Here is an 11,927-nt window from a genome sequence, read left to right on the forward strand (position 1 = left end):
CAAGCCTGTCGGACCTGAAGCGGCCGCTTTTCAAGTGACCGATCGGGCAAGGTCCGGCACCCGGTCAACCCGGTCGCGCAGGCATGCAACACGGCACCGCGACACGTGATGCCGCATGCGCCGCAAAAAGCCATGAGATGCGCGCGGTGCGGATCACGATGACAGAAGTGGGCATGCGCGTCCCGACAAGTCCGGGCCGCGTTGATTCAGCACACGCGCGCCAGACGGGCCAGCACGCGCTCTCGACCAAATGCTTCCAGCACGGCATCGATCGACGGCGTCTGCGGCTGGCCGATCAGCGCCACGCGCAGCGGGATCGCCACCTGCGGCATCTTCATGCCGCACTCGGCGCAGGTTTCCTTGATCGCGGACGAAAGCGCCGCCTTTTCCCATGGCGCACTTTCAAGACGTGCAGCCAGCTTGCGCAGCGCGTCGCGCGCCGGATCCGTGAGGTGCTGCGCACGCATGTCGGGCGACACGTGAAGGTCGATGTAGAAGGCTTCGAGCGCATCGGTCAGTTCGACCAGGGTGGCCGCACGGTCCTTGTACAGCGCGATCAACGGCTCGAGCTGCGGTCCGGTCTCCGGATCGACACCACGACGCGCCAGGCGGCTCGCCACATCCGCCGCCAGCCGGCCATTGTCGGACAGCTTCAGATAGTGCGCATTCAGCCAGCGCAGCTTTTCGGTATTGAACTGCGCCGCCGACGGCGTGATGTGGTCGAGATCGAACCACCCGACAAACTGTTCGCGCGAAAAGACTTCGTCATCGCCATGACTCCAGCCCAGCCGCGCCAGGTAGTTGATGACCGCTTCGGGCAGATAGCCGTCTTCGTCGTACTGCATGACGCTGACCGCACCGTGCCGTTTCGACAGCTTCTGGCCATCGTCGCCGAGGATCATCGACAGGTGGGCGTACTGCGGCACGGCAGCGCCCAGCGCGCGCAGGATGTTGATCTGGCGCGGCGTGTTATTGACATGATCGTCGCCCCGGATGACGTGGGTGATGCCCATGTCCCAGTCGTCGACGCAGACACAGAAATTGTAGGTGGGCGTGCCGTCGGCGCGCGCGATGATCAGGTCGTCCAGCTCATCATTGGCGATCGCTATGCGGCCCTTGACCTGATCGTCCCACGCCACCACGCCAGTGACCGGATTGCAGAAGCGGATGACCGGCTCGACGCCTGCAGGCGGCTCGGGCAACGTCCGACCGGGCCCTGGGCGCCAGCGACCGTCGTATCGAGGCTTTTCGTTGCTGGCTCTCTGCTGTTCGCGCAGCGCGTCGAGTTCTTCCTGCGTGGTGTAGCAGCGGTAGGCATGACCCTGCTCCAGCAGTTGCGCAATCACTTCCTTGTAGCGATCCATGCGCTGCATCTGGAAGAACGGCCCCTCGTCATGTCCCAGATCGAGCCACTTCATGCCGTCGATGATCGCCTGCACCGCCTCGGGCGTCGAACGCGCCACATCGGTATCTTCGATGCGCAGCACGAACTGGCCACCGTGATGGCGGGCGTACGCCCAGGAAAACAGCGCCGTGCGCGCGCCACCGATGTGGAGGTAACCGGTCGGACTCGGCGCAAATCGCGTGCGGACAACTTGAGTCATGGCAATGCCTGCGAAAGATGAGCGCGCGATTGTACCGCCAGCACCCCAGCCATTTGACGGCACTTCGCTTAACCGCTAGTATTCGCGCCCTGTCACGAATGCAGGGCAGTTAGCTCAGCGGTAGAGCACCGCCTTCACACGGCGGGGGTCACTGGTTCGATCCCAGTACTGCCCACCAATCTTGAAAGCCCGAACCGAGGTTCGGGCTTTTTTTTGCCTTGCAGGTGTGCAGATGGTCAGGGCTTGGGCGGAATGCGCAACTTCTGTCCGGGGTAGATCTTGTCCGGGTGCGACAACATCGGACGATTGGCTTCGAAGATCAGGGGGTACTTGTTGGCATCGCCGTAGTAGGTCTTGGCGATCTTCGACAGGTTGTCGCCCGACTTCACATCGTGATACTGCGCTTCGGGTTCGAGATTGAGCACATTGAGCTGGTCCTGCACCGAAGAGACACCGGCCACGTTGCCGGCCGACAGCACGATACGTTCGCGGGTCGCCTGATCCGCGCAGGTGCCGGAAACCGTGCATGTCGAGGTGCTGCCGTCGAACGAAACGTTAAGCGCAGTGGCCGACAAGCCCATCTTTTCGATGTACGTCTTGATGGCGTCGCCTGCGGCACGGTCGAGCTTTGCACGGTTCTCCGGTGTAGGCGCCGCCTTGACCTGCTCGGTTGCAGCCTTGGCCTCACCGGAACCAAAAAGCTTTTCACCCGCATCTTTCAGGAAATTCAGCAATCCCATGTCGTGCCTCCTGTGTTGTAGTAACAATGTTGTCGTGGGTTCATGATAGCCGACCCCGGAAGCGAGGCTGTCGAAACCGCTTGAGCCGGTCTGATGCACGGCCGCCACTTGCAGGTTTGACGCGTCACGAGTACTTATATACATTCAAGCTTGTTTGTAAAAAGATTGCCTCATATGGTTCGACGCACCAAAGAAGAAGCTGAAGCAACGAGGCTGCAGCTTCTTGATGCCGCGGAACGCTGCTTTCGCGAAAAAGGGGTTGCCGGCACGACGTTGGACGACATCGCAAAAAGTGCGGGCCATACACGCGGCGCCGTGTATTGGCACTTCGAAAACAAGGCAGACATTTTCGAAGCCGTTTGCGAACGCGTCACAACGCCGATGCAGGCCATGCTGGGCGACCTCGCAGCCGACCCGGGCGCTGATCCGCTCGGCTTTCTGCGCAATGACGCTATCCGCGTGCTGCGCATGCTGACCGACTGCGAGCGTGTTCAGGCAGTATTTGAAATCAAGTTCTGCAAGCTGGATGGCGGACCGGACTTCGACCGCCTGCGCACCCGCGAACTCGAAACACACAGCCGCTGCCTCGATATGCTGGAAGTCGTCTTCGGCGCGGCAGTGCGCATCGGGCAGTTGCCGCTGCACCTCCCGCCACGCGAAACGGCAGAGGCGATGCATGCATTCATCGGCGGTCTGATGCGCAGCTGGATCGAACGGCGCGACTTCGACCTGCAGAAGTCCGCGCCGTGGCTTGTCGATACCTTTCTGATCGGTCTGCGCAATGCCCCCGTTCCGGATCCTGCAAGCTGAAGCCGCCTCGATGAAATGAAGCACCCCAATGAAAAGGCCGCCTTTCAGGCGGCCTTTTCATTGGGGTGCATGTGCCGTGGCTACTGCTGTTTCGCCGCTTCGAGCGCCTTGCTGTTGATGGTGACCGGATAGCGCTGACGCAGCGAACCCAGATAGGCTGCAAAGTCATCCTGCGAAACGGTCTGATCGAGTTGGGCCTTGATCGCTTCGATGCGTTGCGGGTCCAGTGCTTCCTTCGGCTGCTTAACCGCGCTGATGCGGAACACCGCATAGCCTCCGTTACCCATCGGGAAGCCAAGATAGGCCGGCAGCGCGTTGGCGGGCGCATTGAATATGGCACGCACCATCTCCGCAGCCGGTCCCTGCGCCTGGGCGCGGGACACATCCTGCGGCGGCGACCAGTTCAACGGCGCGTTTTCTCCCGCCTTCAATTTGGCGATGGCGGCCTCGCCCCGCTCGCGCGCCATCTTTTCCCCGGCCGCAAGTCCAAGCTGCTTTTCGATTTCCGGCTGCACGCTTTCGAACGGTTTCACGGAAGCAGGCAGCTGTTCGATGACACGTGCAGATACCAATGTATTGGGTGCGGTTTCGATCGCCTGCGTGTTGCGGCGGTTCTTCACGGCGTCTTCCGAGAAAATTGCATCGCGCAGCTTTTCATTATCGAACGGCGCGGGCATCAGGAAGCCCTTCGGAATCAACGGGCTGGTTTTGACCTGAAGGCCGAGCTTCTCAGCGGCCGGTGCGAGTGAATCGGCCTGCTCATACACGGTGTTGCTGAATACCTCGGCCAGTTCGGCAAACTTACGGCGCGCCGACTGCTTTTTCAGTTCGTCGGCAATCTCCGCACGCGCCTCGGCCAGCGTCTTGCCCTGCCCGCCGCGGACTTCAGTGAGCTGGATGATGTGCACCCCGAAATCAGACTCGATGACACCGCTGATCTGGCCCGGCTTGAGCGCGAACACGGCATCTTCGAACGGCTTGACCATCGTTCCGCGTCCGAAATAGCCCAGATCGCCGCCAGCGTCCTTCGAGCCGGGATCCTGCGAGTTCTCCTTTGCCAGTTCGGCGAACTTTGACGGATCGGCGCGCAGCGTCTTGAGCAGCGCTTCGGCCTTGGTGCGAACCGCGGCACGCTCATCCGGGCTGGCCGATGCGTCGATGGTCAACAGGATGTGACTGGCCTTTCGTTCTTCACCCTGCATGTAGCGCGACTGATCCGCTTCGTAAGTCTTCCGGATGTCTTCTTCGCTCACTTCCATCGTTGCGGCAAGCGCGGCTTCGCTCAGCGTCAGATATTCCACCTTGACCTGCTCGGGCACCTCGAACTGCTTCAGATTGTCGTCGTAGAATTTGCGCACCTGGTCCGGCGTGATGGCAATCTGCTCGATGAATTCGAACGGCGTGATGACCGCCTCGCTGACTTCGCGCTGCTCCTGCTGCATCTGCGCCCAGCGCTTCGCGAGCGATGCCGGAACGAACGAACTGCCGGCGATCCCGGCGTAAAGCTGGCGGATCAGCAGATCCTGACGGATGCGTGCCAGCAGCCCGTCTCGGCTGTACCCCTGCGACTGCGCAACCTGATCAAAACGCGCCTCGGAAAACTTGCCATCAACCTGAAAACCGGGGATCGCGGCGATGATCTGACTCATGCGAGCATCGGGGACCGTCAGGTTTGTACGCTGCGCTTCCTGGATCAGCAAGCGCTGGCTCACCAGGCCGTCCAGCGCCTGGCGGCGCACCTCTGCACGTTCCATGATCTTCGGGTCGAATTCCTCGCCCATCATTTCGCGCAACCGGTCCTGCTGGTCGCGCAAGGCTGCCGTGAATTCTTCCTGCGCAATCTTCGCACCGCCGACAACCGCGGCATCTTCACGCTGCACGTCGCTGTTTACATAGGATTCAACGCCGAAGAACGCGAACGGCAGGATCATCAGCAGCAGGACACCCTGGACGACGCGCTTGTTGTTGCGAACCGCATCAAACATAAATACCTTTCGCGGGGCCTGCGTACAGCAGGCGCGAAAAATGAAAAAGGCGAACCCAGGTTCGCCCGCTGTCAGTTTTGGCGGAGTGGACGGGACTCGAACCCGCGACCCCCGGCGTGACAGGCCGGTATTCTAACCAACTGAACTACCACTCCGTTCTGGTGGGTGCTGACGGGCTCGAACCGCCGACATTCGCCTTGTAAGGGCGACGCTCTACCAACTGAGCTAAGCACCCGCCGATTCCTGCGCGAGCTTCGGGCACTGCGAAAAACAGCCCGCGATGATACCTCACAAGAGGTCAGTCGCGGGCTGTGCTGACTCTGGCTGTCAGTGTGTAATGACGGCAGCGGCAGCGACCGCGGCGTCTTCGACCTTGGCAATCGTCGCGGCGGGATCGGCGTCCGGCAACGCATCCGGCTTGCGCTCCAGCGCGCGTTCAAGCACCTCGTCGATCCACCTGACCGACACAATCTCGATCGAGTTCTTCAGCGTGTCGGGCATGTCCGCAAGATCCTTGACATTCTCATGTGGAATCAATGCGGTACGGATACCACCGCGGACGGCGGCAAGCAGCTTTTCCTTCAGGCCACCAATGCCGAGCACTTCACCACGCAGTGTGATTTCACCCGTCATGGCCACATCAGCACGCACGGGAATCCCGCTGAGAGCGGAAACCAGCGCGGTCGTGATGGCGATGCCTGCGGATGGTCCGTCCTTGGGCGTCGCACCTTCAGGGAAGTGCACGTGAAGATCGACCTTTTCGAATACTTCGTCCTTGATCCCCAAACGACGGGCGCGTGAGCGGACGACGGAGCGCGCAGTCTCCACCGATTCCTTCATCACGTCACCAAGCGAACCCGTGCGCTGCACGACACCCTTGCCCGGCATTGTCGCGACCTCGATCGTCAGCAATTCACCGCCAACTTCCGTCCACGCCAGACCCGTCACCTGACCAACCTGATTGTCCTTCTCCGCAATGCCGAAGGTATAGCGACGGACGCCGAGGAACTTGTCCAAGTTCTTTGCATTGATGATGATCTTCGACGAGCGCTTCTTCAGCACCAGTCCTTTGACCACCTTGCGGCAGATCTTCGACACTTCACGCTCGAGTGCGCGCACACCGGCTTCCCGTGTGTAGTAGCGGACGATGTCGCGCAGGGCATCTTCAGTGATCGAAATCTCTTCCTTCTTCAGACCATTGTTCTTGATCTGCTTCGGAACCAGATAGCGTTGGCTAATGTTGACCTTTTCATCCTCCGTGTAACCCGAAAGGCGGATCACTTCCATCCGATCGAGCAGTGGCGCAGGAATGTTCAGCGTGTTGGCAGTGGCGACAAACATCACGTCGGAAAGGTCGTACTCAACTTCGACGTAATGGTCGACAAACGTCGAGTTTTGTTCCGGATCAAGCACTTCCAGCAAGGCGGATGACGGATCACCCCGAAAATCCTGGCCCATCTTGTCGACTTCATCGAGCAGGAAAAGGGGATTCTTGACGGCCACCTTCGTCATGTTCTGCAGGATCTTGCCCGGCATCGATCCTATGTAAGTCCGGCGGTGTCCACGGATTTCCGCCTCGTCCCGAACGCCACCGAGCGCCATACGAACGAACTTGCGGTTGGTTGCCTTGGCAATCGACTGGCCGAGCGAGGTCTTGCCGACGCCCGGGGGGCCGACCAGGCACAGGATTGGCGCCTTGAGTTTGTCGACGCGCTGCTGCACAGCCAGATATTCGAGAATACGCTCCTTGACCTTCTCCAAGCCGTAGTGATCCCGATCGAGTACCTTTTCCGCCTCAGCGAGGTCCTTGAAAATACGTGACTTCTTGCGCCAGGGGAGGCCCACAAGCGTCTCTATGAAGTTTCGTACGACGGTCGCCTCGGCAGACATCGGCGACATCAGCTTCAACTTCTTCAGTTCGGACTGCGCCTTGGCGACGGCTTCCTTTGTCATGCCGGCTGCCTTGATCTTCTTCTCGATTTCTTCGAGATCGGCTCCGTCCTCACCTTCGCCCAACTCTTTCTGGATAGCCTTGACCTGTTCGTTCAAGTAGTACTCGCGCTGGCTCTTCTCCATTTGCCGCTTCACGCGCCCACGGATGCGCTTCTCGACCTGCAGGATGTCGAGCTCCGTTTCCAGTTGCGACAGCAAACGCTCGATTCGCTCCGCGGTGCCGAACAGCTCCAGAATGTCTTGCTTCTGTTCAAGTTTGAGCGGGAGATGTGCTGCGACCGTATCTGCCAGACGACCCGCTTCTTCGATACTGGACAGCGACGTCAGGATTTCCGGCGGGATCTTCTTGTTCAACTTGACATACTGGTCGAACTGGCCGATCAGCGCACGGCGCATTGCCTCAATCTCATGTGAGGTCTGCTCGACGGCCGGAACTGTAGTGACGTTCGCCATGAACAACGTCTTGATGTCGACGATGTCTTCGACCGTAGCTCGTTGGGTGCCTTCGACAAGCACCTTCACGGTACCGTCAGGCAATTTCAACATCTGAAGGATGTTGGCGACGCAGCCAATGCGGTAAAGATCATCCGGACTCGGCTCATCCTTTGCGGCCGACTTCTGGGCGACGAGCAAGATGCTCTTTCCTGATTCCATCGCCGATTCCAGGGCCTTGATCGACTTCGGACGACCCACGAAAAGCGGGATGACCATATGGGGAAAAACGACAACGTCCCTCAACGGCAGGAGCGGAAGCTCCAGTTGTTCAGGGACGGTTTGAAGGCTGGACATTGATATTCCTTAACGCGACAGTGTCAGGCAGATTGGGGCGGCGATGCCCGAATCAAGCCACCTCGAGGGCGCACCCGCGTTACGCGACATCCGGTTCGCGGGCGTCAGTTCGATCCTGACACTTTGGGTTGATCTGCAAACAGCATGATGGGCTTGCTTTCGCCTTCGATCACACCTTCATCAATGACAACTTTGGTGACGTTATCTATCCCCGGCAGTTCGTACATGGTGTCGAGCAGCGCCGACTCAATGATGCTTCGCAGCCCGCGTGCGCCAGTCTTCCGCTTCAGCGCCTTGCCGGCGATGGCCTGCAGCGCCGCTGGCCGGATTTCCAGTTCGACCCCTTCCATCTGGAAAAGCTTCTGATATTGCTTGATCAACGCGTTCTTTGGCTCGATCAGTATCTGAATCAGCGCCTCTTCATCGAGTTCCTGCAGCGTCGCGACAACCGGGAGACGACCGACGAACTCCGGAATCAGGCCGAACTTGATCAAATCCTCTGGCTCTACGTCGCGGAGCGCTTCGCCTGAATTCCGGTTATCGCGACTTTTCACCTCGGCTCCGAAGCCGATACCGAACTGCTCGGTACGGTTGCGGATCACTTTCTCAAGACCGTCGAAAGCACCGCCACAGATGAACAATATATTCGTCGTGTCCACCTGAACGAAGTCCTGGTTGGGATGCTTGCGCCCACCTTGCGGCGGCACACTGGCAACCGTTCCTTCAATAAGCTTGAGCAACGCCTGCTGAACCCCCTCCCCAGATACGTCACGGGTAATCGAAGGGTTGTCAGACTTGCGGGAGATCTTGTCGATCTCGTCGATATACACGATGCCCTGCTGCGCGCGTTCGACTTCGTAGTCGCACTTCTGCAGCAACTTCTGGATGATGTTCTCAACATCTTCGCCGACATAGCCCGCTTCCGTAAGCGTCGTGGCATCCGCCATCACGAACGGCACATTGAGAAGGCGGGCAAGCGTTTGTGCAAGTAGCGTCTTACCCGAACCCGTCGGCCCAACAAGAAGGATGTTGCTCTTCGACAGTTCGACTTCGTCCTTGCGCGACATGTGGCGCAGACGCTTGTAGTGGTTGTACACCGCTACGGCGAGGATTCGCTTTGCCGGCGATTGACCAATCACGTACTGGTCGAGTATTTCGCAGATCTCCTTCGGCGACGGCAAGTCGCTACGCGCGCCTTTGCCCGATTGTTCGCTGCTGATCTCGTCACGGATGATGTCGTTGCACAGATCGATGCATTCATCGCAAATGAACACCGATGGGCCTGCGATGAGCTTCTTGACTTCGTGCTGACTCTTTCCGCAGAAGGAGCAGTACAGCAGTTTTTCGGACCCCGATTTTTTTTCGGTCATGGCTTTACTCCAGACTTCAAAGTCACTGCACAGCGTGAAGGATCAGGTCGTGCCTTCGGCGCGGGTCGTCAGTACCTTGTCGATAATGCCGTAATCACGGGCCTGCTCGGCGGACAGGAAGTTGTCGCGATCGGTGTCACGCTCTATTGTTTCAATTGGCTGACCTGTGTGATGCGCCATGATCGCGTTCAGCTTCGATCGCAAAGTCAGGATCTCGCGGGCATGTATTTCAATGTCCGATGCCTGTCCCTGGAAACCACCCATCGGTTGGTGGATCATCACGCGCGAGTTCGGCAAACAGAAACGCTTGCCCTTTTCACCGGCCGACAACAGAAACGCGCCCATGCTGGCGGCCTGTCCGATGCACAACGTCGACACCGCTGGCTTTATGAACTGCATTGTGTCGTAGATCGAAAGCCCGGCAGTGACCGAACCGCCGGGTGAATTGATGTAGAAGAAGATGTCCTTGTCCGGATTTTCAGATTCGAGGAACAACAACTGCGCAACGATCACGTTCGCTGTCGAGTCATTCACCGGGCCAACCAGGAAAATTACTCGCTCGCGCAGCAGGCGCGAGTAGATGTCATACGCCCGCTCGCCACGACCACTCTGTTCGATGACCATGGGCACGAGACCCAAGCCTACGGTTTCCGACATCATTCGTTTCACTCCTTGTTGAAGCAGGTCTGCCTGCTTCAAGTTTATCTGGTTACCGGTTCGTGCTCTGGATCGCCGATAAATTGCGAAGCGAGGTGGGTCAGTTCGACGCCATCAACTCATCGAACTCCACCGTCTTGGGCGTTACCTTGACATTTGCAAGCACCCAGTCCACCACGTTGTCTTCGACCACCATCGCTTCAACCTGGGCAAGGCGCTGCGTATCGCTGTAGTACCAACGAACGACATCGGCCGGATCCTCGTAACTTTGTGCCTGCTCTTCCACAACTGCGCGTATCTGCTCTGGCTTTGCGTAAAGCTCGTGCTTCTTGACGGCTTCCGCGACAAGCAAGCCCAGACGCACCCTTCGTTCAGCCTGCGCAAGAAACCACGTCGGCTCGACAGGAATATCTTTTACATTCATACCCCTAGAAGCGAGGTTAGACAGCGCCTCCTCGGCGAGACGATGCGATTCCTGGTCACAAAGTGAAGTCGGAACCTCAAAGGTGTGCTTTTCAAGCAACACATTCATGACCTCGTTCTTGACTCGGGCGTGGAGGCGCTTCTTGACCTCGCGTTGCAAGTTTGTCCGAACATCAGCCTTCAGCAAGGACACATCCCCCGACGGAACGCCTAGTGACTTTGCGAATTCCTCATCGATCTCCGGGAGCCGAGGAGCTTCTACAGCTTTGATCTTCACTTCGAACTGAACGGTCTTACCGGCCAGATCTTTAGCTTGGTAGTCGCCGGGAAATGTAAGCGGGAACGTTTTGGACTCGCCGCGAGCCATGCCTTCGAGGTTTGCTTCAAATTCGGGCAAAAGCGATCCGGCGCCGAGCACTAGTGGAAAGTCTTCTGCGGCGCCACCGTCAAATGGCTCCCCTTCTTGGGTGCCACGAAAATCGATAGTCAAGCGGTCTTCTTTTGCGGCTTTCTTATCTGCCTCAAAAAAAGTTACGCGCTGCTTGCGAAGTACCTCGATTGTCTTCTCAACCTCGGCATCCCCGACCGGAAGTACAGCCTGCTCAAGAACTGCATCGGATAAATCTGCGAGCTCTATGTCCGGATACACCTGAAAGGTTGCACTGAACGAGACCTGCCCAGGATCGGCCGACTCAAGAGGCTCAATCTTCGGATTGCCCGCCACACGTAGTTTTTGCTCACGTACCACGTTGCCAAACTGCATCTGAACCGCTTCCGTGAAGGCTTCAGAGCGCGCCTGGGCCGCAAACTGTTGCTGCACCAACTTCATCGGAACTTTGCCCGGACGGAAACCCGGCATCTTTATGGTGCGTGCCATCTTGACGAGTCGCGCGGCAACATCTTTTTCGACGTCCGCGGCAGCAACAGACATATTGATTGTCCGCTCGAGTGAGTTTGTCGTAGAGGTGCTCTGGGCCATCAGCCAATATCCTTGAATCGATTGAGAAAAACAGGCAAAAAGCTGCCTGCATTGAAGCTTTGGATAGCCTTAAAGGATAGCACAGGGACTACGTGATGTCCTGCTAAGGGGCAGCCAGCAATCGCTGAGCGACAAGAGCCAACTCACTTCCTCACTTCGTTGATCCACCGTGCTTTTTTTATCTAGGTGCCGATATCGGCGTTGTTATCTGGATTGCGGCGTGTAGGAGTAGAAACACGAACGCCCGGTCACATGTTGATGTGATCGGGCGTTTTGTGTTGTTGCGTAGGGTAGCCTGGCACTGACCTACTTTCGCGAGCGTAGTACTCACTATCATTGGCGCGGCTGCGTTTCACGGTCCTGTTCGGGATGGGAAGGGGTGGTTCCACAGCGCTATGTGCACCAGGCTGAAGCTTGTCACGGAGGGGTTTTGGCCCGCCATGTGGAAGAAGTAAAGGATGGTGTGATTGTGCGCGAGGCACTTTTGAATTTGATGTATAGCCGCGGTGTTGAGCACACGGTTATAGGGTCAAGCCGCACGGGCAATTAGTACTGGTTAGCTTAATGCATTACTGCACTTCCACACCCAGCCTATCAACGTGGTGGTCTTCCACGAC

Annotated in this window: 8 protein-coding genes, 3 tRNA genes and 2 rRNA genes; 2 read left to right on the forward strand and 11 right to left on the reverse strand. The window is 58.2% G+C overall.

What is annotated here, in order from left to right; translation table 11 throughout:
• Positions 1 to 206: 206 nt before the first annotated feature.
• Positions 207 to 1,604, reverse strand: coding sequence for a glutamate--tRNA ligase (gene gltX, locus ACTIFF_RS15960; RefSeq protein ID WP_439537720.1), 1,398 nt, complete (start codon positions 1,602 to 1,604; stop codon positions 207 to 209).
• A gap of 103 nt (positions 1,605 to 1,707) precedes the next feature.
• On the opposite strand from gltX, the gene ACTIFF_RS15965 reads away from it, so the two are divergent.
• A tRNA-Val gene (locus ACTIFF_RS15965) sits at positions 1,708 to 1,782 on the forward strand.
• 58 nt (positions 1,783 to 1,840) lie between these two features.
• On the opposite strand, the gene lysM is transcribed toward ACTIFF_RS15965, so the two are convergent.
• Complete coding sequence (gene lysM / locus ACTIFF_RS15970) at positions 1,841 to 2,344, reverse strand: peptidoglycan-binding protein LysM (RefSeq protein WP_439537721.1); 504 nt, start codon at positions 2,342 to 2,344, stop codon at positions 1,841 to 1,843.
• Between the two features lie 150 nt (positions 2,345 to 2,494).
• On the opposite strand from lysM, the gene ACTIFF_RS15975 reads away from it, so the two are divergent.
• Positions 2,495 to 3,154, forward strand: a complete 660-nt coding sequence (locus ACTIFF_RS15975) for a TetR family transcriptional regulator (protein ID WP_439537722.1) — start codon at positions 2,495 to 2,497, stop codon at positions 3,152 to 3,154.
• A gap of 80 nt (positions 3,155 to 3,234) precedes the next feature.
• On the opposite strand, the gene ACTIFF_RS15980 is transcribed toward ACTIFF_RS15975, so the two are convergent.
• The 9 genes from ACTIFF_RS15980 to ACTIFF_RS16020 all read right to left on the reverse strand — a co-directional run.
• The gene (locus ACTIFF_RS15980; RefSeq protein ID WP_439537723.1) at positions 3,235 to 5,139 is read right to left on the reverse strand and encodes a SurA N-terminal domain-containing protein; all 1,905 of its coding nucleotides are present in this window, start codon (positions 5,137 to 5,139) and stop codon (positions 3,235 to 3,237) included.
• Positions 5,140 to 5,217: 78 nt separating this feature from the next.
• Positions 5,218 to 5,294, reverse strand: a tRNA-Asp gene (locus tag ACTIFF_RS15985).
• Between the two features lie 4 nt (positions 5,295 to 5,298).
• Positions 5,299 to 5,374, reverse strand: a tRNA-Val gene (locus ACTIFF_RS15990).
• A gap of 92 nt (positions 5,375 to 5,466) precedes the next feature.
• Entirely contained in the window at positions 5,467 to 7,881 is a 2,415-nt protein-coding gene (gene lon / locus ACTIFF_RS15995) for an endopeptidase La (protein WP_439537724.1), read from the reverse strand.
• Between the two features lie 104 nt (positions 7,882 to 7,985).
• A complete protein-coding gene (gene clpX / locus ACTIFF_RS16000) occupies positions 7,986 to 9,251 on the reverse strand; it encodes an ATP-dependent Clp protease ATP-binding subunit ClpX (RefSeq protein WP_439537725.1) in 1,266 nt (421 codons plus the stop codon).
• A gap of 42 nt (positions 9,252 to 9,293) precedes the next feature.
• Complete coding sequence (clpP, locus tag ACTIFF_RS16005) at positions 9,294 to 9,911, reverse strand: ATP-dependent Clp endopeptidase proteolytic subunit ClpP (protein ID WP_306477376.1); 618 nt, start codon at positions 9,909 to 9,911, stop codon at positions 9,294 to 9,296.
• A gap of 97 nt (positions 9,912 to 10,008) precedes the next feature.
• The gene (tig, locus tag ACTIFF_RS16010) at positions 10,009 to 11,310 is read right to left on the reverse strand and encodes a trigger factor (RefSeq protein ID WP_439537726.1); all 1,302 of its coding nucleotides are present in this window, start codon (positions 11,308 to 11,310) and stop codon (positions 10,009 to 10,011) included.
• Positions 11,311 to 11,603: 293 nt separating this feature from the next.
• Positions 11,604 to 11,717: ribosomal RNA gene (gene rrf / locus ACTIFF_RS16015) — 5S ribosomal RNA — on the reverse strand.
• A 118-nt stretch (positions 11,718 to 11,835) separates the two neighbouring features.
• Positions 11,836 to 11,927, reverse strand: a 23S ribosomal RNA gene (locus tag ACTIFF_RS16020); the annotation flags it as partial.

The organism is Methyloversatilis sp. (assembly GCF_051861465.1).
Classification (GTDB): Bacteria; Pseudomonadota; Gammaproteobacteria; order Burkholderiales; family Rhodocyclaceae; genus Methyloversatilis.

What these genes read in the sequence shown, in the direction of transcription:
- lon (WP_439537724.1), bottom strand. Translation starts at nt 7,881, where the DNA reads ATGTCCAGCCTTCAAACCGTCCCTGAACAACTGGAGCTTCCGCTCCTG.
- clpP (WP_306477376.1), bottom strand. Translation starts at nt 9,911, where the DNA reads ATGATGTCGGAAACCGTAGGCTTGGGTCTCGTGCCCATGGTCATCGAA.
- clpX (WP_439537725.1), bottom strand. Translation starts at nt 9,251, where the DNA reads ATGACCGAAAAAAAATCGGGGTCCGAAAAACTGCTGTACTGCTCCTTC.
- tig (WP_439537726.1), bottom strand. Translation starts at nt 11,310, where the DNA reads ATGGCCCAGAGCACCTCTACGACAAACTCACTCGAGCGGACAATCAAT.
- ACTIFF_RS15980 (WP_439537723.1), bottom strand. Translation starts at nt 5,139, where the DNA reads ATGTTTGATGCGGTTCGCAACAACAAGCGCGTCGTCCAGGGTGTCCTG.
- gltX (WP_439537720.1), bottom strand. Translation starts at nt 1,604, where the DNA reads ATGACTCAAGTTGTCCGCACGCGATTTGCGCCGAGTCCGACCGGTTAC.
- lysM (WP_439537721.1), bottom strand. Translation starts at nt 2,344, where the DNA reads ATGGGATTGCTGAATTTCCTGAAAGATGCGGGTGAAAAGCTTTTTGGT.